Below are 25,661 nucleotides of genomic sequence, written 5' to 3'. Positions count from 1 at the left end.
AGTGCAGGCTAACGCCTGAGAATTTCTGAGATTTGGATCAAGCCAGCGGGATGCTATGCCTGAGCCATGTCGACGGTCTGTCATCATGAATTGAATGAAATCATCGCGCTGAAAGGCGGGCGGTTTCGAATGGGCGCCAAGCGAAGTTGCCAAAAGGATGATGGAGAGGAGCCGGTGCGCACCATTTCCGTGTCGGCCTTTCGCTTGACCGCATCAGCCATCACCAACCAACAGTTCCGCCACTTTGTTGAGGACACAAACCATGCCACCACCGCAGAGAGTTCTGGCTGGTCCTTTATGTTTGATCCGGCAGGCGCAAGCCTGGAAGAACCCGGATCCTGGTGGCGTAGGACAGAAGGTGCATGTTGGCATGCGCCGACCGGGCCCGGTTCGAATGTCGACGCGTTAGGAGATCATCCGGTTGTCCATGTTTCCTGGCATGACGCTGTGGCATTCGCCGACTGGGTTGGCGGGCGTCTGCCAACCGAAGCGGAGTGGGAGTATGCGGGTCGCGGCGGCCTGGATCAGAAACGCTATCCCTGGGGGGATGCCTCGCCCACCGACAGCTACCGCTGCAATATCTGGCGCGGCAAGTTTCCTCAGGAAAACACCGCGGCTGGCGGGTTTGCCAACACTTGCCCAGTAACGGCCTTCAAGCCCAACCGCTTTGGCTTCTATAACATGGTCGGTAACACCTGGGAATGGACGGCCGATTGGTTCAGCCGCGACTTCCACGTTCTGAGCCGCATCACAGACGACCCCCAAGGCCCGCCATTTGGGGAAGGCAAAGTGCTGAAAGGCGGCTCGCACCTTTGCCACAAATCCTATTGCGCCCGCTACCGCCTGTCTGCACGCAGCGCATCTGCCCCTGACATGACAACCGGGCATATCGGATTCCGCGTTGCATTCGATTCAAAGGAGACCACCCCATGAAAGCCATCGTTGTGATGTTCGACACGCTCAGCCGTCACTTTCTTCCAAGCTACGGCAATGATTGGGTACATGCGCCAAATTTCAAACGCCTATCTGATCGGGCGGTGACCTTTGATACCTCTTATGTCTGTTCCATGCCCTGCATGCCCGCGCGCCGGGACTGGCATACGGGTAGGCCCAACTTTTTGCACCGCAGCTGGGGGCCGCTGGAACCGTTTGATGACAGCATGCCCAAGATGCTAAGCGATGCCAGCGTGCACACCCATCTGACCACGGATCACAATCACTATTTCGAAGACGGCGGGTTGAACTACCACACCCATTACACCACCTGGCAGTATTGGCGTGGTCAGGAAGGCGACCCGTGGATCGGCGACCTGAATGAGCCGGAAATTCCCAAAGGCGCCTTTGGGAAAAACGGCATCTACTCGGAACCCGAGGTGTTCGACGCCTATCGCAAGGCGTTCCCCGAGGAAAGCCAAGCGTCGATGCAGCGGCTGCGCTATCTGACCCGGCAGGATTGGGTCAATCGCGGCTTTATGAATATCGAAGAAAACCAGCCGCAGGCGCGGACATTCAAGGCGGGTCTCGACTTCATCGACAAGAATGCGGACCACGACAACTGGATGCTTCATATCGAAACCTTCGACCCGCACGAACCGTTTTACACGCTTGACCGCTACAAAGAACTCTACAAAGAGCATTATGACGCCTATGATGGCCCGTTCTTTGACTGGCCGATGTATGCGCGGACAACTTATCATCCTGAAGAGAACAAGCATCTGCGCGTTGAGTACGCGGCTCTTGTCAGTATGTGCGACGAATATCTTGGCCAGGTCATGGACATGATGGACGCCAAGGGGCTGTGGGATGACACCATGCTGATCGTCTGGACAGATCATGGCTTCCTACTGGGCGAACATGACTGGTGGGGCAAAATGTCGATGCCCATGTATCAGGAAATCGCCCACACGCCGTTTTTCATCTGGGATCCGCGTGCCAAAGCCTCGGGCGAGCGGCGCAACGCACTCGTGCAACCCTCGATCGACCTTGCGCCGACGCTGCTCAACTTCTTTGGACTAGAACCGTCCAAAGATATGATTGGCAAAGATTTGGCCCAGGTTATCGCAGATGACACACCCGTGCGAGATGCCGCGATCTTTGGGATGCACGGAGCCCATGTGAATGTTACGGACGGTCGCTATGTTTATATGAGGTCGCCACAAAATCCAGACAACAAGCCGCTCTATCAATACACCCTGATGCCAACCCATATGCGGTCGCATTTCGCGGTTGAGGATTTCGAGAACCTGCAGGTTGCAGAACCGTTTTCTTTCCAGAAGGGCGCGATGACGATGAAAATCGAGAACGTCACCTGGGTCGCCCGTGACAAGCAGTTCGCGACGATGCTTTGGGATACCAAGGTCGACCCTGCACAAACCAGTCCGCTGGCTGATCCGGAGGTAGAAGAGCGCCTTAAATCCCAAATGATCACGCTGATGCATGAGGCGGACTGCCCAAAGGAGCAATACGTAAGGCTTCAACTGGAGCCAAGCTGAAGCCGCTGCCTGATCTAAAAAGAGAGCAACAGCAGACGTTGGGAATTTTTGTAGAACCCTGCACTATGGGGCTCACAACAGCCGTTGGTTACACTTCGCACGAATGTCGGCTTGCGACATTCAGATCAAGTTTGTTTGGCCCGCTCCCCCTATCCTCTTCATTGTTAGTCGTAAGAAATCCCCTGATCATCAGAGAAAGATTCCCTATTAATCGATCTAGGGAAAATCCACGCAAGCCACTGTTTTTAAGAACAAATTAGAGCTCCAAACCACCGAAAATGGCCCAAATCTATGAGTTTTTCCTGTAAATTCCCTGTTAATAGGGAATTCTGCGCGAGACTGGATAGCTCGAGACTGCGTGCACAGCCACACATGTCCCTGTTTTCAGACGCTGAAAGCTTATCGCGCAATTGTCGCGTGATTTCGGGCGCTTGGCAGGCTGGGATTTCTGCAGAGACGCAATCCAGAGCAAGATCCGGGCCGATTTCATGCCGTAGTCTCTGTTTGCGATTCCGGCGGTACGAGTTTGCAGATTTCAGGGTGTTTTGTTTCAGAGCGATGCGAACTGTGCGTGCTGCTCTGACCAGACAGCAGAGAACCGCGTCTTGATAAGGTAATCCGTGGTGAGGCAATCGGGTTGTTCGCCGGCAGCGATGCGGTCAAGAACTTCAGGCGCGAGCAATGCCAGGGTTGGTCACGTCCTGAACACGGCGCTTCGACACTCCTTCGGAGTCGGCGATCTCAGAGAAGGTTTTGCCTGCGATGACCATTGCCAGCCAGCTACGCCCCTTCGCGCAGGCCTCGCCTTTACGACCTTTGCTTTCGCGACTTTGGTTTTCTGTGCGGATTCCGTCACCATTTCTCTCCACTCATTTGCGAAGGCCAATCTTTCGTCCGGTACTGAGTGGAGCTCGGCGACCCCGGGCGATGTTTCGTAACGACAGTACCGCTCTCAAATGCCTGGAAGTCCAGTGACTTGTTAGAGAAGGGGGCGGGAACCGGAAGTTCGCCGCATGTGCGAATAACCAACAACGCACACCTTAGAGCAGACATTGATATATCGATGGCGATTGTGATGTTTCCTTGATCGCAAGCGTCTGGGCTTCGGTGCTCGCTGTAGCATTTTATTCCAAGGGTGGGTCACTATAGGTGGTTTCAATTTCCAGTTTTTGCTCAGTTTGAAGTACCGAAATCACCAACTGGCCGAGATATACTGAGTTTCCATGAATTCCAGCATACCCTCGTGGCCGCCTTCGCGTCCGAGGCCTGATTGTTTAACACCGCCAAACGGTGCTGCCGGATCGCTTACCAGTCCTCGGTTCAGGCCAACCATGCCGTATTCCAGTCGTTCACACACCTGTAATGCGCGTTTGAAGTCATCCGAAAACACATAGGCCACAAGGCCGTATTCCGTGTTGTTTGCCCGGCGGATCACATCCTCTTGGTTAGTGAAGGTCTGTATGGCGGCGACTGGCCCGAAAATCTCATCATGCACGCAATCGGCGCTTTCCGGCACGTTGGAGAGGACGGTCGGCGGGTAAAAGAACCCGGTCCCGTCAGGCGTGGCACCACCACATTCAACACGGGCCCCTTTTGCGACCGCATCGACGACAAACCCGGCCACCTTGTCAAGCGTGTCAGAGTTGACCAATGGGCCGACATCAACGGACGGGTCGGTGCCATCGCCGACTTTCAAGGCGGACATTTCATCAGATAGGCGCTTCGTAAACTCCTCGGCGCGGGAGACGTGGACATAAATGCGGTTGGCGGCCGTGCATGCCTCACCCAGATTGCGCATCTTGGCCAACATCGTGCCTTCGATTGCAGTTTCCATGTCGGCATCTTCCAGAACGATGACCGGGGCGTTGCCGCCAAGCTCCATCGCGGGTTTCAGCACCTGATCTGCCGCGCCTTTCAAAAGCTTTCGGCCCACACCAGTAGAGCCGGTAAAACTCACAACGCGCACGCGCGGATCATGCATCATGTGATCCACCAAGGCACCGGTGCGCCGTGATGGTAGCACATTGACCAAACCGGGTGGAACGCCGGCCTCTTCCAACAAAGGCATCAATGCCAGCATGGTCAGCGGGGTTTCAGAGGCGGGTTTGATAATGACGGCACAACCGGCCGCTAGGGCCGGGGCGATCTTGCGCGTGCCCATGGCGGCGGGATAATTCCAGGGCGTCACCAACACAGCCAAGCCTGCGGGCTTATGCTGCACCATGATCCGCGCACCCGAACTGGGCGCGTGAGTAATCATGCCGTCCGAGCGCACCGCTTCCTCGGCAAACCAGCGAAAGAATTCTGCGGCATAAGTTGCTTCACCCACTGCGTCCGCGCGTGCCTTGCCGTTTTCCAAAGTGATCAAATGGGCAAACTCTTCCAGGCGATCTGTCATCAGCTCCCAAGCTTTGCGCAATACCTCAGAGCGTTCGCGCGGCGTTCGCGCGGCCCAATCTGCCATTGCCGCTTCGGCAGCATCCAACGCGGTATCTGCATCTGCGATTTCGGCTGACGCGACCGATGCAATCACCTCTTCGGTTGCGGGATTGATGACGTCAAATCGTTGACCTTCCGCGCCGGCGTGCCAATGGCCATTGATATATAGATTGGTATTTTTCATGGTGAGTCCGTTCAGGTCAGAGCAAATAGTGCAATGGGTCGGCCAGTCTTTCGGCAAAACCTGATATCAGCGCGATAGCGTCCGCGTCCTCCAACTGGTCCGACGTGAATTCAAGGCTGAGACGCAGCATGTCCCTTTCGCTTGCGACGCTCAGAACCGGAGTGTCAGGGGGACCTAGTCGCAACCCGGTGATGGGGCTGTCTGTCATGTCTCTCAATACCAGATCCGGGTGGTTATCCGGCACTTCGATCTGATAGAGCAGGCGCGTTTTGTCTGGGTTCTTCAGAACTGTGGTTACGCCGGTCAGATTTGAGAGAGCTATTATCAGGTCCACTTTGTCAGACGTCACAGAACGCAGTGCTCCAGAGGCGAAACTGGCCCACAGCGCGATGGGTGAAATAGTTATTCCACCGTCTTCTAGCATCCAGTTGAGGAAGTCATCCGTGCCGGTTCGTGACACACATGCTGTGATCTGAGAAAGATGGGCCGAAGTGGCTGCGTTGCTGCCGGTTTTGGGTAACGTTCGAAGCACCTCAATGTCGGCAACATGATAAGGCTGTGGATGCCCGGCCAATACCAGCCGGTTCAGGTCCAACCCTGCCTCATGGGCAAGGCGGCGCGCTTTGGGCGAGGCGAGAATGCGTTCGTTCTCTGCGACCGGTGCGACGGCGATGTTTGTGTTTTGACGCGACCCAATGGGTGGATCAGTGACCATGGGCATCGGAATTGCAGTTGCGGGTTCTGCGTCCTGCTTGTGCACGACTTGGGTGTTACTGTCGTCCTGCGTCTGACCTTCTCCCTCGGCAGTGTCCGAAATCAGGGCGATGATCTGACCCACGGGTACTTCTGCACCTGCTTCGGCTTTCAGGTCGGTCAAAAACCCATCCGCAGGTGCCTCTACTTCCATAGTCGATTTGTCGGTTTCCACTTCGAACAGCGGATCACCCAAGCTTACGGCCTCGCCCGGTGCTTTCAGCCAATTGACCAAAAGACCCGTGTCCTGCGCCATGCCGAGCGCCGGCATGATCACCTCATGCGGCATGGAACATGTCCCCCGCCATAAGCCTGCGGGCGTTCTCAGCAACACCTTCCGGAGTTGGAACCGTCATGTCCTCCAATGCGGGCGAGAACGGGATGGGCACGTCCATGGCCCCCATCCTCAGCACCGGTGCGTCAAGGTGGTAGAACGCCTTTTCATTGATGCGGCTGGCAATTTCGCCCGTCACACCATAGCTCTGGTGCCCTTCATCCACCACAATCACCCGGCTCGTCTTGCGGGCAGAGGCAAGCAGCGTTTCCTCGTCCAGCGGAACAATTGTGCGTGGGTCGATTACCTCGGCCGAAATCTCTTCGGCCGATAAAATCTCAGCGGCTTTCTCACAAACCTGAACCATCGAAGATGTGCCGATCAACGTAATGTCGGTGCCGCGGCGTTTGACATTGGCCTCACCAAAGGGAATGAGGAACTCTTCTTCGGGGACCGGTGCCTTGTCGTTGTACATCAGCTTGTCTTCGAAAATCACAACCGGGTTGTCGTCGCGGATTGCTGTTTTGAGCAGCCCCTTGGCCTCGTAGGCCGAGGACGGTAGCGCCACTTTCAAACCCGGAATATGGGCGACAAGCGCATGCAAGGATTGGGAGTGTTGCGCAGCGGATCGTCGGGTCGCTCCCAGATTTGTGCGCAGAACCAATGGCGCGTTCATTTTGCCACCGGACATATAGTGAATCTTGGCGGCCTGATTGCAGAGTTGGTCCATGACCAGAAAGATGAAATCGCCAAACATCAGATCAACGATGGGACGGGTGCCTGTCATGGAGGCGCCGACCGCAAGCCCCATGAACCCCGGTTCCGCAATTGGCGTGTCGACCACGCGATCGGTGCCAAATTCTTCGACCAGACCGGAAAGGATCTTAAAAGGTGTTCCGGCTTCGGCCACATCCTCACCGATGATGAATGTGGTGGGATCGCGCCGCATTTCTTCGGCAAGCGCTTCGTTGACGGCCTGAGACAGAGTAATTTCTCGCATATTCCGCTCCTCAAGCCAGCGCGTGTTTGACGTCGGTGAAAACATGCATGTCGACTTCGGCACCATCCGGATAGTCTGCGTTCAGGGCGTATTCGACAGCGGCGGTTGCTTCGGATTTGATTTCAGCGTTCATGGCCTCAATCTCGTCTTCCGTGGCGATACCTTCTGCGACCAGCCAGGACCGGAACCGCGTGATCGGATCGCGGTTTTCCTTCCAGTGCTTTTCCTCCTCTTTCGACCGGTAATATTCGCGATTGATATCGCCTACGTGGTGGCCGTGATAGCGATAGGTTATCAGTTCAATGAAGAACGGACCCTCGCCCTTGCGCGTGCGCCCGACCAACTTCTCGGTCAGCTCATTCACGGCCAGCACATCCTGCCCGTCGACCTGATGGGCCTCGATGCCAAAGGCTTCGGCGCGTGCCGTGATGGCGCCTGCCGCGATTTCATCCGTTCGGGTATATTCCGAATACCCGTTGTTTTCGCAGGCATAGATCACCGGCAATTTCCACAAAGCGGCCATGTTCATGACCTCGTACATCAGCCCCTGAGCGGTGGCCCCATCGCCAAAGAAACAGACAGTGACGTCATCCTTGCCCAACAGTTTAGCTGAAAAGGCAGCTCCTGTTGCGATACCCATCGACCCGCCAACAATCGCGTTCGCGCCAAGATTCCCATTGGACTGATCCGCGATATGCATGGATCCGCCTTTGCCGCGGCAATAGCCTTCTTCCTTGCCCAGCAACTCGCAGAACATTTCCTTGAAATCGGCGCCTTTGGCTACGCAATGGCCGTGGCCACGGTGGGTCGAGGTAATTTTGTCGGTGACCCGCAAAGCTTCGCAAATACCAACTGCCACGGCCTCTTCACCGGAATACATATGGGTCAGCCCCGGCATCTTGGCCGACAGGTACAACTGATTTGCATTGTCTTCGAATGTTCGGATGCGAACCATCTGGGCGTACATTCGCAGATAGTCCTCAGTGTTGGTCTTTGCGGCGCTCATGATAAACTTTCCTAAGAAGTGACACCGGCCCTAAAGGACCGGTTGGATAAGCGTCAGTAGCGGTTGGCGATTGGCAGGTCTTCGGCCGGGAAAAGGCTGATCACTTCGCAACCGGTTTCGGTGACCACAACCTCTTCCTCGATCCTCGCGGCAGAGTATCCGTCGGTCGCCGGGCAATAGGTTTCTAGCGCGAAGACCATTCCCGTCTTGATCTCCATTGGATGATCAAGGCTGACAGCCCGGCTGATGATCGGCCGTTCATGCAACGCCAGACCCAGCCCGTGACCAAATTGAAGGCCAAAGGCAGACGCTTCGTCGGGAAAGCCGAACTCCTCGGCTTTTGGCCAAACTTCCGCCACCTTGTCGGTGCTGACCCCCGGTTTGATCATCGAAATCGATGCGTCGATCCATTCGCGCGCCTTCACATAGGCGTCGTTTTGGGACGGCGTGGACCGGCCGATGTTGAAAGTCCGATAGTAACAGGTGCGATACCCCTGATAGGACTGCAGAATATCAAAGAATGCCTGATCACCAGGACGGAACAGCCTGTCGGTGAAGTTGTGCGGGTGCGGGTTGCAGCGTTCGCCGGAAATAGCGTTGATCGCCTCAACATCGTCGCTGCCCATCTCATAAAGCATCTTGTTGGAAAGCGCGACGATGTCGTTTTCACGCACACCCGGTTTCAACTCTTCGTAAATCATGTGATAGACGCCATCGACCATCGAGGCGGCTTGCGTCAGCAGCTGGATTTCATCCCAGTTCTTAATCTCGCGTGCTGCCAACATGATTTGTTGGCCGTCGACGACATTGATGCCCTCAGCCTTGAGCGCTTCGAACATCGCGGTTTCGGCATAGTCCACGCCAACCGGCATGTCCCCCATCCCCGCGTCGCGGATAAGCCCGGCGATTTCCTTGGCATATTTGCGCATCAACCCAAACTCGGGCGGGATGGTGCCCCGCATGCCGACGACACCTGCACGGCAATGATCCGGCACCAGCCAATCCGAGTATTTCTTGTGGTGCATCGCAGCGGACCCGAAATCCCAGACATAGGGCGCGTCGTCGCCGGTCAGCAGGCAGAACCGGCACATCTTGTCGCGTTCCCATTCGCCGATCTTGGTGGCCGAGACATAGCGAATGTTGTTCACATCAAAGAGCAGGAGCGTGCCCGCATTCGACGCTTTCAGCGCCTGACGCGTGCGTGCCAGCCGATAGCGGCGCAGGCGGTCATGATCAATTCGACGCTCAAAGTCGACGGATGTATGACCCCATGCGGGCAATCGTCCTTCCCATTGCCAGTTGGGTTCAAGATCCTGCGGGGTCAGCAGGTTGGGCATGAGTGCTCGGGACATGACGGCTCCTTCAGGTGGTCGAACCACCGATATATTGTGTAGGGTCTGCGCAGTGGTGCGGTGTTACTGAATGCACCAGCCGCCATCGATGTGGATCATCTGGCCGGTCATATAATCGCTGTCATCGCTGGCCAGGAACGACGCGGTGCCGACGATGTCATTGGGGTAAGAAACCCGTTTGACCTGAAGCGCATCGCGGACGATGTCTTCATAGGCCTGGCCCTCGCGTTCCTTGAAACCGATATCGACCAGATCCTTGTCGAGCTGTTCCCAGAGTGGGGTGACCACGACGCCGGGCGCATAACCGTTGACCGTGATGTTATGTTCGGCCAGGGCAACGGCACCGCAATGGGTCAGGGCCAGACAGCCATATTTCGAGGTGCAATACACCGTCACATCCACAAGCGGTTTGCGCGAAGCGATTGAACCGACGTTGATGATCTTATAGGGATGTCCCTCCATCGGGCCTTGCTTGATCATCTGACGTGCAGTTTCCTGCATCCCCAACCACATCGCCTTGGTGTTGACGTTCATGATCATGTCCCAGTTGTCTTCATCGATATCCATGAAGAACCGGGGTTTGTTCAGGCCCGCGTTGAACAGACCCACGTTGATACTGCCAAAGGCGTCGACGGTCGCAGCAACAGCCGCCGCATTGTCTTCGCGCTTGGTCACGTCCATTTTGACCGCGATCGCGCTGCCGTTGCCTTTGGCATTGATGCCATCCGCGACTTTCTGCGCTTCTGCGTGATCAACATCCCCAATGCAGATATTTGCACCCTGAGACGCAAAGCTCTCGGCATTCGCCTGTCCCATGCCGCGAGCGGCACCAGTAATCAGAATGTTCTTACCTTTCAGGCGATTGGGGTCCATGATCTTCTCCTTGGGGTTCTATCTTCGGCGCTTGCCACTTAGCATTTCATCAGCGCGGTTCTGCGCACGGCGCAGGGCCTCTTTCGGGGGTATGATCCCACGCAGCATGTCGTGGAGTTCCTCTCCGCAGATACGAATGACATCACTGATTTCGGGTACGGGTGGGCGTGGCCAGAATTGCAGTTCATCGCGCCAGGACATCGCGTCGACTGCTTCGAAGATCGGCGAGGATCGTCGTACCTCAGGGTCGGCACCAACTGAATAGCGTGGGTTGGTCCGGCTGCCGTTCTGGACGTACAGCTTCTGAGCCTCGGGGGACGTGAAGACCCTTAAAGCTTCTGCTGCTGCGGCACGACGCTCGACCGGCAGATTGGAGGGGATGCCCATCACATAACCGCCGACCGGTGCGACCTGAGTGGCGCCACGTCCTGCAGGATGTGGAAGGAAACCGGTCTGACCGTGTGCGGGCGAAGACGGATCGCTTTCGAAATAAGGCGCCAACAGCGTGTAGCCGTATGCCATCGCGACCTTGCCTGCGGCAAAGGGACGGATACGTTCGTACCACGACATAGACAAAATGTCGGGCGGTGAGTAGTTGAGCAGCTCCATCAGATACTCGGCAGCACTTAGCCCCACGGCCGTGTCGATAGTGAATTGATAGGCATCTTGATGCAGGTCTTCGGTGTCAAAACCGCCGGCGATCTCATTTAAATCAACGATCGGCTGCCCGAAATCCGAAAGCGTCGTTAGGAATGTATGTCCAAGCGCTGTCCCACGCGCCGCGTTCCACGCTATGCCATACCGCCCATGTTGCGGATCGTGGAGAGCCTGTGCCGCAGTCAGAAGTTCGTCCGTTGTCGCAGGCGGTTCAAGCCCCGCATCGGCAAACTGATCGCGCCGATAGAACAAAAGCTCTGGTGTGGTTTGCGCCGGGACACCATAGGCCTTGCCGCCCCAATGTGCCGCTTTCCAGCCTGCGGTATGGAAATCGGCCGGATCCAGCACTGCCAAATCCATCACGCCCTCTAACGGCAGCAACACGCCTTTTTCGACAAACTCTCCGATCCAGGGAAGATCTACTGCGATAATGTCATATCGGCTGGTTGGGCGTTCTGCGTTTTTGAGCGCTTCTTCCCGCAAGCGATCAATTGAAAAGGCGCGTTGCTGGATCGGTGATCCGATCACTTGTTCAAATTGCCGCTTGAGCGTTTCCATCACCATAAAGGTCGGGTCACCATGCACCAGAACGCGAACCCCACCAGCCAGTTTCAGGGGTTCACCCAGAACTTGCAGCGGTGGTATCGATTTGGTCGCCATGTAAGATCCGCCAAAATAATAGTCGGTGGACTCTGCCCGCTCTTCGCTTGTTCCAAATTCGATTTCGGCCAGGCGCCGTATGCGAGTGGACAGCTGCATCCATCCCTCAAGAAGATGTTCGCTGGGATGAAGCGAGAAGCTTTTGCCGGAACTGGTGCGCGGGCGCTGTTCGATCAGGCCTGTTTCGATCATTTCCTTCACGCGGCGCGACGCAGTGGCATATGGAATGTGCGACGCCGATATGAGAGACGTCGGGGTGACGGTTTTACCCTCAATGTGATTTCGGATCAGGAAAAGGGACATCAGGAAAAACGGGTTCGGGGCAAAGACCTCGATCACATCTTCCAGCTCTTCGCAAAAGCTTTCCAGAAACGAAACAACCTGAAGCATTTCGGTCTTGTCCTGATAAAAACCTTGCTGAAATGTCGAAGCTGAGCCGTCCATGGGTTTGTACCGCTTTGCACCCTGATCATAAGGTTGGGCCGAGTCTGGCGCTGGATTGTTCGATTTGGACAAATTCGATTCGCTCATATTGCCCTCCCTCTCAAAATGTTCAGAATGATCTTGGTGCAGTATCGCTTAGATATCCGTTCTGGATACCACGATTCTCAATTTGGATATTTTCGGGGGGTCTTAGCGCGGAAGTTTTCGCGAACCTGTCAGGGCTAATCCGATCTACGGATGATGATTCCCGCGGAGGAAAAACGGGAGTTGGCAAGACCAAGAATTTACCCGGGAGGAAACCGAATGAATATCCGCAAAACTCTTGTGGCGACCACTGCCCTGGCCCTGACGGCTTTCGGTGGGGCAGCTATGGCTGATACAATGACTATTGGCATTACACAGAACAATGTCGGCGTCGACAGCTATCAGACCACATATGAAAAAGCCTTTATCGCAGCCGCCGAGGCGAACAGCGATGTCGATGTTGTCGTTCTGGATGCAGGAGGTGACGTAGCCCGTCAGATTGCCCAGATGGAGGACCTGATCCAACAGGAAGTGGATGCCATCATCATCTGGCCAACCAATGGCGAGGCCGTGATCCCGGCGGTACGCAAAGCGCACAAGGCCGGTATCCCCGTTATTGTCACCAACTCAAACATTGCCGAAGCGGGTTTCCCGTTCGTCGCCTCCTTCTCTGGCCCAGACAACATCACACAAGGTTCGCGTTCAGCGGAAATCATGTGCGATAAGTTCAAGGACATGGGCATCGAAAATGAAGCACGCGTCGTCCAGATCTCGGGGCAGCCGGGGTACACCACGGCCATCGAACGCCAAAAGGGTTTTGATGATCGCCTGCCGGAAGTATGTCCCAACGTGACGCTGGTTGAAACCCAACCTGGCGACTGGAACCGTGAGAAATCCCAGAAGGTCATGGAAGCTTTCCTTGTGAAATATGATGACATCGATGGGGTCTATTCCGGCGATGACAATATGGGCGTGGGCGCATTGAACGCTGCAAAAGCCGCTGGTCGTGAAGGCATCATCTTTGTTGGGGCCACAAACTTCGCTGTTGGCTACGAAGCTATGGAACGTGGTGAATACTGGGGCTCGATCTACCAGTCACCCGTTGACGATGCCAAGGCTGCATTGAAAACAGCGATCGAAACGCTGGAAGGGAAGGAACTGCCGTTCCTGAACTACTTCGACACACCGAAGATCACACAGGACAACCAAGGCGAGTTTACCAAGCCGGTTTTCTAAGTCTCTCCCCAGAAGCGCGGAGCCCATTGGGCTCTGCGCAGTTTCATCAATTCAAATGAACAGGGAGAAACCCATGGGGCGAGTCTCTGGACGTTCCTGTATTGTCACGGGGGCAGCTCAAGGCATCGGCCGCGCCATTGGCGAGGCGCTGCTGGAACAAGGCGCGGATGTCTGTTTCGCTGACATAAACGGCGACAAGGTGGCAACGGTTGCCGCCGAAAACAGACAGAGAGCCAACAGCCATGGCGGTCAGGTCACCCATGCCGCCGTCGATGTGACCAATCGCGAACAGGTCCGCGCCATGATCGACCATACGGTGGGCCTGTTTGGAAAACTGGATGTGAAATTCAACAATGCCGGCGTGAACAAGCCGATGAATTTCCTCGATGTGACAGATGAGAACTGGCATTTCATCATGGGCGTCAACGGGTTGGGATGCATGATCGGCATGCAGGAGGCCGCACGTCAGATGATTGCTCAGGGAACTGGTGGCAAAATCATCAATACCGCATCAATTGCCAGCCGACAGGGATTCGACAATGTCGCGCCCTATTGTGCCTCAAAATGGGCTGTTGTTTCGCTGACCCAGTCAGGCGCGCGCGATTTGGCAAAGCATGATATCACGGTGACGGGCTTCGCCCCCGGAGTGGTCGCGACGGAAATGTGGGAAGAGGTCGACCGCGACCTGATGGAGATCGGCGCCGCCGAGCGCCCTGGGCAAGCGATGGAGGAGTTTTCGGCTGAAATATTGCGCGGACGTGTTGCCCAGCCTGAGGACATCACCGGAACGACGACATTCCTTGCGTCGCGGGACAGCGACTACATGACCGGTCAGATCGTGATGATTGATGGCGGCATGACACTGGTATGAATGCGCGGCGCTCGGTGAGTGCTGTAGTAAGACTAAACCTCCGGCTTGCCGGAGACGGGGAGAACAGGATGGCGCAACTGAAGAAATCCGACATTGGGGGAATACTGGCTCGGCAGGGGATCCTGGTTGCTTTTGTCGTGTTCATTATCGGATTTACGTTGGCGAACCCCAGATTTCTGGATCCGGACAACATTATGGGCGTGATCCGCTCATCTGCCATTCTGGGTGTCATGGCGCTGGGAGTGACCTTTGTTGTGATCAGCGGTAATCTTGATCTGTCCGTTGGCTCAATGATGTCCTTTTCAACTATTGTTGTCCTGGACCTTCACGACAAGATTGGGCCAACGCTGGCGATTCCTTCGATGTTTGCCATGACAATGTGCCTGGGCGCCCTGATCGGGTTTCTTGTTGGTTACCTGAAACTCAACTCGCTGATTGTGACGCTTGGAATGCTGTCGGCCATCCACGGGCTGACGCTAACCTATTCTGGCGGCAAGAACATGGATATCGCCGACAAGGAAGGTACCTGGTTCAGCGTTTTCGGCCAGGGTGACGCGTTGGGTGTTCCCGTCCCAATTCTGTTGTTTGTTCTGTTGGCCGCTTTTCTGGGTATCGTGCTGGCCAAAACCCCGTTTGGCCGCAAGGTCTACGCAGTGGGGGGCAACGGCGTAGCTGCAACCTTCTCGGGCATTCGGCGCGCGCGCGTTGTTTTCGCCTGCTATCTTGCGTCTTCCTTTTGTGTCGCAACGGCCGGTCTTATTCAGGCGAGCCGTTCGATGGGCAGCCAGAACACCGTGGGGCAAGGTCTGGAGCTTGAAGTGCTGGCTGCTGTCATCCTCGGAGGCGCGTCTTTGTTGGGCGGGTCCGGAACAATCTTCAAGACGGTTATTGGCGTCCTGATGCTTGGGTTCATCCAGAACGGGTTACTGCTGGTCGGTCTGCAATTCTATGTCCAATACGTCGTGACCTGGGTGATCATTATCCTGGCGGTATGGCTCGATATCGCGGCCAAGCGCGGCAAACTCTGGTCACAGATCGCGTAAGGGAAACGGATACATGCAAGCTGGTACTCTGAGCACTTTCCTGAAGCGAGGCGCCATCTGGGGTTTCATCGTCTTCGAGCTGATCTTCTTCAGCGTTGCGGGAGAATATTTATCACTCAGTGACAAGGCCTTCATGGATCTCGACAACATGCTGCTGTTGTTTAAACAGTCTGCTCCAATCGGGATCATCGCGATGGGTATGACCATCGTCATGATCAATGGCAATATTGACCTAAGCGTCGGAGCGACCTTTGCACTCTGCGCAATTGTCTTGCTGGACAGTCTGACATGGCCTGTTTTTGCAGATCTCGGGGATTGGGTCATTCCAATCTCGTGGAGTCTGGCGTTGCTGACCGGCATCGTGCTGGGCGCCATCAACGGATTGATCGTCTGGAAAACAGGGGTCGATGCATTCATTGTGACGCTTGGTTCGATGCTTGGCTATCGTGGTCTGGTGTTCATGTACAATGGCGAGCAACCGACAAGCCATCTGAACTGGACATTGGTTGATTTCGCTGAGGCTCAGTTTCTTGGCCTGCACACGGCCACCTGGTTCCTTCTGGCGGTGACCGTGGTGATCTGGTTCGTGATGAACCGCACCATCCACGGACGCAATGCCTATGCCATTGGCGACAACCGCGAGGCGGCGGTGAATGCGGGTATCAGGGTCGGCCCACACATGATGCTCAATTTCATGATCATCGGGTTTCTGGCGGCCCTATCGGCCGTGGTGTTTTATTCGGAAAGTGGATCCGTGAACCCGAACGATGGTGAGCTGTACGAGTTGTGGATTATCACCGCGGTGGTTCTGGGGGGCACCAAGCTGACCGGTGGTGCTGGCTCGGTGATCTCAACCTTTGGGGGCGTGCTGGCGATCCAGCTTTTGCGCAAAGGCTTGGGGCATATCGGCGCAGACACCTCAACCGTCAATCTGGTGATTGGTCTAATCCTGATTGCAGTTCTCTATCTCGACAAGCAACTGAACCGCAAAGGTGCAGAGGAGCTCAAGACATGACCGAACGCACACCCGCCCTGCGTCTTGAAGGGATCGTGAAGACATTCCCCGGTGTTCGCGCGCTTGACGGCGTTTCCTTTGCGGTCATGCCCGGCGAAGTGCATGCGTTGATGGGGGAAAACGGCGCCGGGAAATCAACATTGATGAAGGTTCTGGGGGGGATTTATCAACCCGATGAAGGTCAAATTCTGATCGAAGAGACTCCCACCGCCATGACCTCACCTCTGGAAGCCAAGGCCAAGGGTGTTGTGTTCATTCACCAGGAGCTCAGCCTCGCAGACGAATTGTCCGTGGCCGAGAATGTCTATCTCGGTGAGTTGCCGCGCAAGTCTTACGGGCGGGTCGATTGGGACAAGCTTTATGCCGATACAGCAAACATTCTGGATCGGCTGAAGGTTGGCTTTACGCCCAAGACCCTCGTCGGGGATCTGTCCATCGCCAACAAGCAAATGGTCGAGATCGCCCGCGCCCTGACCGTAGACGCCAAAGCGGTGATTTTTGACGAACCCACCGCATCACTGACGGACACGGAAAAAGATGTTCTGTTCGACGTGATCGCCGATCTGAAAGCGCGTGACGTGGGCATCATTTACATCTCACACCGGATGGAAGAGATCTTTCGCATTACCGACCGAGTCAGTGTGCTTCGGGACGGACAGCACACGGGCACCGCAATCACAGCAGAAACGGATGAAGAATCCGTCACCCAGATGATGATCGGGCGCAAGTTGGACCTGTCCCGCAACGTCTCGCACCACGAATTGGGGGACGTGGCTTTGGAGGTGCGAAATCTGAGTTGCGGCGATCTGTACCAAAACGTCAGTTTCAAGATCAGACGCGGCGAAGTGGTTGGATTCTATGGGTTGGTCGGCGCAGGGCGTACCGAGATTGCCGAAACCTTGTTTGGATTGCGCGATCCATCTGCCGGACAAATCCTGCTTGATGGGCAAGAGATACGCATCCACTCACCGTCAGACGCGATTGAGCGGGGTATCTCGCTGGTCCCAGAAGACCGCAAAGGTCAGGGGTTGGTCTTGGGCATGAACTGCAGGGACAACATGACCCTGCCTCAGGTGGATGATCTCAAGGCTGGTCCGTTTGTGGCCGAAGGGGCCGAGGTTTCGATCTTTGATCAATACCGCGACCGGCTGGACATCCGAACGCCCGGTTGGCGGCAACTTGTCGGGAACCTGTCCGGTGGCAACCAGCAAAAGATCGTCATCGGCAAATGGCTGTCCATGCACCCGAACGTGCTGATTGTTGATGAACCGACACGCGGGATCGATGTCGGTAGCAAAGCCGAGATTCACAACCTGATCCGGGATCTTGCCGCGCAAGGATATGCGGTGATCGTCATCAGTTCGGAGATGCCTGAAGTGTTGCACGTCGCGGACCGGATCTACGCTATGTTCCAGGGGCAGATCACACAGGAATTCACGTCTGAAGATGTGACCGAAGATAGTCTGGTTCGGGCTATCTCGGGCCTCTCTGACAACGGCACGACGCAGGTCGCGTGATGCGGGTTGGTTTTGCAGGATTGGGTCGCATGGGGCGCCGGATGGCAGCCAACTGTGCCCGGGCAGGGCATGACGTCACGGTCTGGAACCGCAGCACCGGTCCTGCGCAGGATTTTTCACAGAGTGTTGGCGGCGGAATTGCCAACACTCCTGCAGAATTGTCCCGAGTTTCTGATGTCACGGTCTCGATGCTCGCAGACGATGCAGCCGCACGGGCAGTCTATTTCGGAGATGCAGGTCTGATCTCGGCACCGGGCGCGCAAATATTGATTGAGATGGGCACAATGAGCCCGGCTTTGGTTTCCGAGATTGCAGAGGCTGCCGAGACTACCGGAAAACGCTTTGTTGATGCGCCGGTTTCCGGGGCGACCAACGCCGCCGAAGAGGCCACGCTTCTGATTATGGCAGGCGCTCATGCTTCGCTCGCTCAGACGCTGTCACCCCTTTTTGACGCGATGGGGCGCAAGACCATCTGGTTGGGACAGGTCGGCGCTGGCGCGGCCATGAAACTTGCGGTGAATTTGTTGATCCACGGTATGAACCAGACGGTCTCTGAGGCGCTCTGCCTTGCCGAGCGCGCTGGCATTGCCACCGATCTCGCATTTGATGTGATCGAAAACTCTGCCGCTGCGGCGCCGATGTTGAAGTTTCGCCGCCCAATTTATCTGAACGAAGCAAGTCAGGCTGTAACGTTCACAGTTGCGCTGGCACGCAAGGATGTCGGGCTCGCTCTGGATCTGGCGCAGGATGTCGGTGTGCCGATGCCACAGGCCAAGACTACGTTTGAGGTGCTAAAAAACGCCGAAGTACAGGGCTTCGATGCGCGCGACATGGCGTCCATCTTCAACTACATGCGAGGACAATCGGGATGAAAGCCGCACTTTTTGTTGGAGGCTGGAAAGGTCACGCCCCCAAGCAATTCAGCGATTGGTACGAGGCGCTTCTGAAGGACAACGGGTTCGACGTGGATGTCTACGACACGTTGGAGCCTCTGGAAAACCCGGATGAACTGGCCGATCTGGATCTGATCACACCGATCTGGTCATCCGCCAGATCGGGCCACAAAGACAAATACGGGAACATGACCAAACCGCAGGAAGACGGGCTTTTGAAGCTGATCGGGGATGGATGCGGGTTGGCAGGGTGGCATGGCCATATGGGCGACGCGTTCCGCGACCGACCAACCTACCACTTTCTGATCGGAGGTCAGTTTGTTGCTCACCCGCCGGGATGGCCTGACAACCTTCAACCGCGCGAGGATTACATCGATTATGATGTGACCATCTGCAAACCCGATGACCCAATCGTTGAAGGGATCAGAAGCTTTCGACTGACAACCGAGCAGTATTACATGCTGGTTGATCCCTCTAATGACGTGCTGGCGACGACAACCTTTTCCGGGGATCATCTGTGGTGGATCGAGGGGACAGTCATCCCGGTGATTTGGAAGCGCCGATGGGATAAGGGTCGCGTTTTCTATTGCTCAATCGGGCATGAGTTGGACGACTTGAAACAGCCTCAGGTCACCGAGATTATTCGCCGGGGTGCAATTTGGGCCGCTGACGGAAAACGATAGTGCCGCAATCAGGCTTGTTTGCTAAGCCAAGTCGGCGGCTGCTATTTCAATCTAACGGTTTTCCGTTTCCGAGATGCCTCGACTTTGCCCTTCGACCAACGACCGTTTTGGGGATATGCTGCAGTGCTTAGATGGACCGGCATGCTATAGTCAGCTCTGGGCCGTCCACATCGCCACGGTCTGGGTCGTCCAAAAACGATGCTGTGTTTGCTCCGATGGCGGAAAAGAGCCCAACCTGTGAATTCGAGTTTTATGCCGCGTGCGCGCGCCGCGTAGAAATCGCTGCAACTGCGTCAATCTCGATGCTGCTGTGCGGCGGGAACACCGGCCATTCATACAAACCGCAGCGGACACCACGCACTCAAGGATCCAGTTGCGGGACTTTGCCGACATTGACGTTTGGCCACTTTGCTGACGCAGCATTCATTGGTATGCGCTGCAGTCTTTATGCTGCATTGCAGCCTAACTCACTATAGCTGTCATTGCTGAGAGGAACCGCGGGGTCCCGGGGATGCCATACCCCGCCCGTCGTTAGGCGGGCTGAAAGCAGAATAGGGTGTTACGGTCGATTGGGTACTGGATTGTTATCAGCCGGAGCCGACTCCTTGTTTAAGCTGTTGGATATCTGCACCTGCAGTATCGATAGAAATTAGTCTATTCGTGATTGCTTTTGCGAAACGATCCGGGCTTCCAGGTGCAAACTGTAAGCTAAGGGAAGGTTCTGATATCTCCAGTTCAAGAACAACAGGAGCACCGTTTTGGTCCTCGACTAAATCAACGCGAGCATAAAGTAGCGGTGAATCCAATCCGAAGATCTTGGTCACTGCCTTTAGCGCACTAATTCCTACTTCCCGTTCATCTGGAGAAGCTGCCCGCGCTGAGCGCATGTCAGTGCTTGGAACATTTACTGTGCCGTCGGGCATTAAAAGTGCCGCTTTTCGGATAGCATGACTGTAGTGGCCGTCGAAAAAGATCATGTCCGTTTCGCCGAGCTCATCAATCGACGTGAGGTATGGTTGAATGATGACGCTGTGGCCGGTTGCGAAAAGCGTTTCGGCATGCCGTATGGCAGCTTCGATATTTTGGCGCGAGAAGCGACCAACGTTCTGGGAATAAGCGCCAACTGTTGGCTTTATGACAAGTTCATTGCATTCCGGGTGATCTTCCAGGAAGGATTGGAGGCGGTCACCGATCTTCGCATTTGGAGGCAAGATTTCTGTCGGCACTATAGGGACATCGAGCGCTTCGAGGTCTTTCAAGTACGTTTTGTCCAAACCCCAACTGATTACTGCCAGAGGATTAATGAGATGAGTCTGCGCATCTACATGAGCGCACCAATCTCGAAATCTCTTGAGATGTTTGGTGTAGCTCCAAGGCGAGCGTAGCAGAACGGCATCATACTTTCCCCAGGGAACGCTGGGATCAGTCCATTCAACTATTTCGGGCTGTACTCCTTGAGCAACGCAGGCATCAATCAGCAAGTCCATATCGAAGTCGATTGGCAAACTTTCTGAATCGGTGACGAGAGCAACATGCTTCATTTTTTCAAACCTTATTGACTGAGAATGCGGGGGGTGTTCACCACGGAATAATCCGGTCGAGATGGACATATGATCCGGAAGGTCCATCCGATCCAAGCAGCGCCATTTGGACGCTAGTACGGGCTCCTTCGGGTATCTCCAGATCACCTAGCCCATCGTTCATGTCGGTTTTTGTGTAACCTGGGTGAACGGCATTCACTTTGATCGGCGTATCCCGCAGCTCGTATGCAAGATGCGCGGTCCAGGAATTGACCCCGCATTTCGACGCACTGTAAGCAGGCAATGACTTGAACATGTCACTATAGGCATAAGAGCTGCGATCGCTATGGGTTCCAACTGAACCTAATAGGCTAGACACATTGACAATGCGCCCTGCTTCGCTGTTTCGGATCAGTGAGAGCAGAGCTTGTGTAACTTCAACTACGCCGAAGAGGTTAGTTTCGAACGTCTCCCGCCACTTCCACATGGGTTGTACAGATGGCGCGATACCATAGTCCTCAATTCTTATGGCTGCGTTGTTGACCAATATATCGAGCCGACCAAAGGTGCTGGCAATCCATTCCGCTGCGTGACTAACCGATTCTGGGTCGGTCACGTCCAACTGGATTGGAGTGGCAATCAGTTTTTCGCCGCAAAGCATATGAGCCGCAATATTGGCGTGCTCAAAGCTTCTACCGGACAGCAGAACGTGAGCACCTGATTGTGCGATCTGACGCGCTATTTCGAATCCTATTCCACGGTTGGCTCCGGTCACCAGAGCAATCTTTCCAGCATCTTTTTTCATAGGACGAATTCCTCCCTTGCTGCCACAATTGGTGCTGCGCGAACGACCGGAGGCTTTCGCCCGAGATCGGAAAGGAAGCTAGCGATTGGTACCCCGAATGATGGAATATCGACGAGGAAGGCGTCGTGGCCCTGATGGCTATCCAATTCAGTAAATTGGGTTCTTGCGTCAGCGGCGCGTAAGCCATCGGCGATCTGGCGTTGTTGATACAATGGAAATAGAATATCTGTATCCGTGCCCAGGACCAAAGCGCGTTCCAGTGTGAGTTGTGACAAAGCTCTGTCGGCACACCCGTTCGCTTGGTCTGCAATATCAAACAGATCAATGCACTGGCTCAAGTACAGATAGGAATTCGGATCAAACCCCCGCAGGAATCTCCTTGCATGGAATTCAAGATAACTCTCGACGGCGAACTCTGGGCGACATTGCATTCCGCCTCGTTGGCTGGCCGAACCACTTGCGGTCACATTTCGGCCAAATCGCGCTTGCCACTCAGTCGCAGACCGATAGGTGATAAGCCCAAGTTTTCGAGCAATCGACATGCCCGCAAGCGGGTAACTCTCGTTGCTGTACTGTCCAGACCGCCAGTTTGGATCGTCTTGGATAGCCTGTCGCTGGAGCGAACGCACGGCTAACGCGAACGGAGATGCATGCGCGGCGCTCGAAACACTAATATGAGTACGAGCGAGACCCGGATGACGAGAAATCAGAGATAGTGCACTCATCCCGCCCATTGAACAACCAATCACACATGCCAAGGTCTCGATTTCAAGGGCGCGCACGGCAAACGCTGCCGCATCTGCAATGTCTTCGATGCTGAGTTGAGGGAAATCAAGTCTGTACGTGCGAGTATTGTCGGGAACAAGAGATGCTGGACCGGTAGAGCCCTTACAACTTCCCAACGAGTTGACACAGATTACAAACCATGTGTCGGTGTCGATGGCTTTGCCAGGACCAACCATACGTTCCCACCAGCCGGCTTCCCGGTTCGTCGGCGAAGAGGCGGCGTGCGCATCCGGTGACAATCCCGTCAGTATGAGAATTGCGTTGTCGCGCCCCCGCGAAAGTGTCCCCCAAGTTTCATAGGCTAGGATACCTCCCATGAGACACCCTCCGCGTCTCATGGGAAACTCCTCAGGTAACGACAAGAAGCGACTGCCAGGCGGGATAAATTCACGACTGGAATGGGTGGGTAGCTTGGTCAATGGCTGTTCCAGCATTGCATATGTCCTCCTTCTCTGACGAGAACGCGTGAGCGTGAGGTGTATAGATCAGGCTGTTTCCAACTCGCGGTCCAGTGAATCAAGCCACTCGTCATCCGACCCTTCGCTCACATCTTCCATGAGGAATGTGGATAGATAACGTTCACCTGTATCCGGCAGCATGGCCAACAAAACAGAACCACGCGGAGCGGTATGGGCGACCTCAAGAGCCGTCGCGAGCGTTGCCCCAGCTGAAATGCCAACAAAGATGCCTTCTTCAGCAGCCAGCCGACGAGCTGTGTCGCGTCCGACTGTTTCGTTTATGGGTTGAAGGTGGTCGATGACGGTCTGGTCCATGACGCTTGGTACGAAGTTTGGCGCCCACCCTTGAATTTCATGCAGATTCCACGACTTTCCAGCCAGAACCGCGGCGTTCTCTGGTTCCGCGCAAACTACTTGCACATCTGGTCGAGCACGTTTCATCATTTGACCAACACCGGTCAATGTTCCGCTGGTACCAAAGCCGGTTACGAAATAATCGAGACGCTTTCCTGCGAAATCACTCAGAATTTCGGTTGCGGTCGTTTCACGATGGTAGGCTGGATTTGCAGGGTTATCGAATTGCCGTGCCCGGAACCACCCGTGCTTGTCCGCCAGGTCATCAGCGATTTTGTTGCCTCCACTGCTGCCCAATTCACCAGGAAAAAGCAGCACCTTGCCGCCGTATGCTCTGATCAGCTTGCGCCTTTCGAGTGAATAGGTATTCGACATTACAGCGACGAATTTGTAGCCACGAGCTGCCGCCACCATAGCCAGCGCTATGCCCACGTTGCCGGACGTGCATTCGACGATTGTGTCGCCTGGTTTCAGTAGACCTTTTGATTCAGCATCGAGGACTACGGCGAGCGCAAGCCGGTCTTTCACCGAACCGCCTGGATTGAAAGACTCCACCTTGACGTAGATGTCTACATGCTCTGGTGGGATTCGGTGCAGCTTTACAATCGGCGTCCGGCCAATGGTATCTAGAATGCTATCAAATAGTGGCATAAGCGAATTCTCCTTCAAAAACAAAGGCTGCAGGGCCTGTCATTGTGATTGGTGCCTGATGATTGTCAGGCCAAGATATCTGAAGCGTCCCACCAGGCATCGAAACTGAGACATCTCGACCGACCCGGCCTTGCTGCATCAGGTACGACGCAGCAGCGCAGGCACCGCTTCCACATGCGAGGGTTTCCCCTGCGCCAAATTCGAAGACACGCAACCGCAAGTGATCTGGATCAACAATTTCTACGAAACCGACACAGATGGTTTCTGGCAGTTCAGGTATCTTCTGAAGCAGCCGTCCGACTGTTTTGACGGGTGCACCCTTTATGTCCTGAACCTCGATCACGGCATGTGGATTGCCCATGGACACTGTGCCAAAGCGAATGACATTGCCCTCAGGTGTTTCGAGTGAATAGGGAGGGCTTTGTTTCTTAAAGCCGTGAAGGGGTAGTACGTCCGGATCGAAAGACGGCGGTGCCAACTTGACAGAGTATGTATCGCGACCGAGCGACATGATTTCGAGTGGCCCGGACGGGCTATCAAGTTCGAAAGCATCAGAAGCGGTGAGCCCGGTCCTTTGAGCCCATGCAGCGATGCATCTGGCACCATTTCCGCATTGCTGTGAGGTTTGCCCGTCAGAGGTCCAGATACGGAACGAGACCAATGCGCGAGGTGAACGTGGCGGCTCAATCCCTAGCACGAGGTCGCACCCGATCCCGGTGTTTCGATCGGACATTGCCGCACATAATTCGGGCGTTGGCTCCGAACGTCCCCGCAGATCAAGAACGACAAAGTCGTTGCCGGCACCGTGCATCTTGGTGAATGGGATGTGCTCAAGCCCGGTCAAACGACTACCTCCGGCTCAAGCAAAGGCTCGATTATGCTCAGGATGTGCTTCAACGGTGCGCGACTCTCGGATTCCGAAAGCGGTGCGTGGAACTCTGCAAGTTCCAAGCCGACAAGTTGACCAGAGGGAATCGCCTGGAAAATCTCGCGCAATTGTTTCGGCAGAAACCCGTGCGGTACACTGTAATCGGCAGGTATGTGGCCGGGCTCCATTACATCCCAATCAACATGAATCCAGACTGGTGCTTTTCCCACGGCCTCGCGTACGGCGTCAGGCGTCGCCTCTTCGGGCGGCAAAATTCGGACACCGGACCTACGCAGATGCGCGAGCTCTTCGGGGTCGATGTCGCGTGCGCCGACCAAAATCACCTGATCAGGGCGTAGCCCTTTTCCGTGCCCACTGTCCCAAAGACCACAAGCCCCGGCCAGCACCATACCACCCAAATATCCAGAGCCTGTCGTATCCGGCGTGTTGAAATCGCCGTGTGCATCGACCCAAAGCAGTATGGCTTCCGGATATCGCTCAGCAAGGGTTGGCAGCGAGCCAAGACTGGCCGAGCAAGTATTGGCGACCATGATAGGTGTTCGGCTTGCTTCGATGCTGTCCGCGATGGCGGCCTGCAGGCAGACCAAAGTCTGTTCTGCCTCTGGAAGGCTGAGCGTCCAGTCGTCAGTTTTCGCAGGCTCAGGCGTTCCGAAATACTTCCCTTTGAGTCCAAGGGCTTCTTCCAGCATTCTCGCGGTCTGCAATGCGCCCTCGATTGTGCGTTCTTTGCGATCTGCTATTCTTCCTTGGGAAACTATGAGTTCGAACATATCTAGTGTGTC

At 55.3% G+C, this 25,661-nt stretch carries 22 protein-coding genes; 9 read left to right on the top strand and 13 right to left on the bottom strand.

What is annotated here, in order from left to right; genetic code table 11:
* Window positions 1–66 precede the first annotated feature (66 nt).
* Both AC2FGE_RS18840 and AC2FGE_RS18835 read left to right on the top strand, forming a co-directional pair.
* Window positions 67–933, top strand: a complete 867-nt coding sequence (locus AC2FGE_RS18840) for a formylglycine-generating enzyme family protein (RefSeq protein ID WP_496820823.1) — start codon at window positions 67–69, stop codon at window positions 931–933.
* Window positions 930–2,492 (top strand): sulfatase, encoded by a 1,563-nt coding sequence (locus tag AC2FGE_RS18835; protein WP_496820822.1) that lies wholly within the window; start codon window positions 930–932, stop codon window positions 2,490–2,492. The genes AC2FGE_RS18840 and AC2FGE_RS18835 overlap by 4 nt, the downstream gene beginning before the upstream one ends.
* A 1,192-nt stretch (window positions 2,493–3,684) precedes the next feature.
* Here AC2FGE_RS18835 and AC2FGE_RS18830 read toward each other — a convergent pair.
* The 7 genes from AC2FGE_RS18830 to AC2FGE_RS18800 all read right to left on the bottom strand — a co-directional run bounded on the left by AC2FGE_RS18830 (window position 3,685) and on the right by AC2FGE_RS18800 (window position 12,134).
* Window positions 3,685–5,115 (bottom strand): NAD-dependent succinate-semialdehyde dehydrogenase, encoded by a 1,431-nt coding sequence (locus AC2FGE_RS18830; RefSeq protein ID WP_496820821.1) that lies wholly within the window; start codon window positions 5,113–5,115, stop codon window positions 3,685–3,687.
* A 16-nt stretch (window positions 5,116–5,131) separates the two neighbouring features.
* Window positions 5,132–6,139, bottom strand: coding sequence for a biotin/lipoyl-containing protein (locus AC2FGE_RS18825; protein ID WP_496820820.1), 1,008 nt, complete (start codon window positions 6,137–6,139; stop codon window positions 5,132–5,134).
* A gap of 7 nt (window positions 6,140–6,146) precedes the next feature.
* Complete coding sequence (locus AC2FGE_RS18820; protein WP_496820818.1) at window positions 6,147–7,142, bottom strand: alpha-ketoacid dehydrogenase subunit beta; 996 nt, start codon at window positions 7,140–7,142, stop codon at window positions 6,147–6,149.
* Between the two features lie 10 nt (window positions 7,143–7,152).
* A complete protein-coding gene (locus AC2FGE_RS18815; protein WP_496820817.1) occupies window positions 7,153–8,148 on the bottom strand; it encodes a thiamine pyrophosphate-dependent dehydrogenase E1 component subunit alpha in 996 nt (331 codons plus the stop codon).
* Window positions 8,149–8,201: 53 nt separating this feature from the next.
* Window positions 8,202–9,500 (bottom strand): M24 family metallopeptidase, encoded by a 1,299-nt coding sequence (locus tag AC2FGE_RS18810; RefSeq protein ID WP_496820815.1) that lies wholly within the window; start codon window positions 9,498–9,500, stop codon window positions 8,202–8,204.
* A gap of 63 nt (window positions 9,501–9,563) precedes the next feature.
* Complete coding sequence (locus tag AC2FGE_RS18805; protein WP_496820814.1) at window positions 9,564–10,373, bottom strand: SDR family NAD(P)-dependent oxidoreductase; 810 nt, start codon at window positions 10,371–10,373, stop codon at window positions 9,564–9,566.
* 18 nt (window positions 10,374–10,391) lie between these two features.
* Window positions 10,392–12,134: an extracellular solute-binding protein gene (locus AC2FGE_RS18800; RefSeq protein ID WP_496820832.1), complete on the bottom strand. Its 1,743-nt coding sequence runs from the start codon at window positions 12,132–12,134 to the stop codon at window positions 10,392–10,394.
* 303 nt (window positions 12,135–12,437) lie between these two features.
* On the opposite strand from AC2FGE_RS18800, the gene AC2FGE_RS18795 reads away from it, so the two are divergent.
* The 7 genes from AC2FGE_RS18795 (at window position 12,438) to AC2FGE_RS18765 (ending at window position 19,416) form a co-directional block, all read left to right on the top strand.
* Window positions 12,438–13,394, top strand: coding sequence for a sugar ABC transporter substrate-binding protein (locus AC2FGE_RS18795; RefSeq protein ID WP_496820812.1), 957 nt, complete (start codon window positions 12,438–12,440; stop codon window positions 13,392–13,394).
* A gap of 73 nt (window positions 13,395–13,467) precedes the next feature.
* Window positions 13,468–14,265: an SDR family oxidoreductase gene (locus AC2FGE_RS18790; protein WP_496820811.1), complete on the top strand. Its 798-nt coding sequence runs from the start codon at window positions 13,468–13,470 to the stop codon at window positions 14,263–14,265.
* 68 nt (window positions 14,266–14,333) lie between these two features.
* The gene (locus tag AC2FGE_RS18785; protein WP_496820810.1) at window positions 14,334–15,308 is read left to right on the top strand and encodes an ABC transporter permease; all 975 of its coding nucleotides are present in this window, start codon (window positions 14,334–14,336) and stop codon (window positions 15,306–15,308) included.
* A gap of 13 nt (window positions 15,309–15,321) precedes the next feature.
* Window positions 15,322–16,323, top strand: coding sequence for an ABC transporter permease (locus AC2FGE_RS18780; protein ID WP_496820809.1), 1,002 nt, complete (start codon window positions 15,322–15,324; stop codon window positions 16,321–16,323).
* The gene (locus tag AC2FGE_RS18775) at window positions 16,320–17,840 is read left to right on the top strand and encodes a sugar ABC transporter ATP-binding protein (protein WP_496820807.1); all 1,521 of its coding nucleotides are present in this window, start codon (window positions 16,320–16,322) and stop codon (window positions 17,838–17,840) included. Before AC2FGE_RS18780 ends, AC2FGE_RS18775 begins: the two co-directional genes overlap by 4 nt.
* The gene (locus AC2FGE_RS18770) at window positions 17,840–18,712 is read left to right on the top strand and encodes an NAD(P)-dependent oxidoreductase (protein WP_496820806.1); all 873 of its coding nucleotides are present in this window, start codon (window positions 17,840–17,842) and stop codon (window positions 18,710–18,712) included. Before AC2FGE_RS18775 ends, AC2FGE_RS18770 begins: the two co-directional genes overlap by 1 nt.
* Window positions 18,709–19,416, top strand: a complete 708-nt coding sequence (locus AC2FGE_RS18765; RefSeq protein ID WP_496820805.1) for a ThuA domain-containing protein — start codon at window positions 18,709–18,711, stop codon at window positions 19,414–19,416. Before AC2FGE_RS18770 ends, AC2FGE_RS18765 begins: the two co-directional genes overlap by 4 nt.
* 587 nt (window positions 19,417–20,003) lie before the next feature.
* Here AC2FGE_RS18765 and dcsG read toward each other — a convergent pair.
* Genes dcsG through AC2FGE_RS18735 form a run of 6 tightly spaced genes read right to left on the bottom strand, consistent with a single transcriptional unit; the run spans window position 20,004 to window position 25,649 of the window.
* Entirely contained in the window at window positions 20,004–21,026 is a 1,023-nt protein-coding gene (gene dcsG / locus AC2FGE_RS18760) for a D-cycloserine synthetase (RefSeq protein ID WP_496820804.1), read from the bottom strand.
* Complete coding sequence (locus AC2FGE_RS18755; RefSeq protein ID WP_496820803.1) at window positions 20,995–21,741, bottom strand: SDR family oxidoreductase; 747 nt, start codon at window positions 21,739–21,741, stop codon at window positions 20,995–20,997. Before AC2FGE_RS18755 ends, dcsG begins: the two co-directional genes overlap by 32 nt.
* Complete coding sequence (metX, locus tag AC2FGE_RS18750; protein WP_496820802.1) at window positions 21,738–22,961, bottom strand: homoserine O-acetyltransferase MetX; 1,224 nt, start codon at window positions 22,959–22,961, stop codon at window positions 21,738–21,740. Before metX ends, AC2FGE_RS18755 begins: the two co-directional genes overlap by 4 nt.
* A 51-nt stretch (window positions 22,962–23,012) precedes the next feature.
* Window positions 23,013–23,990, bottom strand: coding sequence for a cysteine synthase A (cysK, locus tag AC2FGE_RS18745; protein ID WP_496820801.1), 978 nt, complete (start codon window positions 23,988–23,990; stop codon window positions 23,013–23,015).
* Window positions 23,977–24,801 (bottom strand): diaminopimelate epimerase, encoded by an 825-nt coding sequence (dapF, locus tag AC2FGE_RS18740; RefSeq protein WP_496820831.1) that lies wholly within the window; start codon window positions 24,799–24,801, stop codon window positions 23,977–23,979. The genes cysK and dapF overlap by 14 nt, the downstream gene beginning before the upstream one ends.
* 29 nt (window positions 24,802–24,830) lie before the next feature.
* Window positions 24,831–25,649: an arginase family protein gene (locus AC2FGE_RS18735; protein WP_496820800.1), complete on the bottom strand. Its 819-nt coding sequence runs from the start codon at window positions 25,647–25,649 to the stop codon at window positions 24,831–24,833.
* Window positions 25,650–25,661 lie beyond the last annotated feature (12 nt).

This window comes from Ruegeria sp. YTSA075, assembly GCF_059610245.1.
The sequence above is the reverse complement of the archived record's forward strand: the minus strand, read 5'-3'. Positions and strand labels throughout refer to the sequence as shown.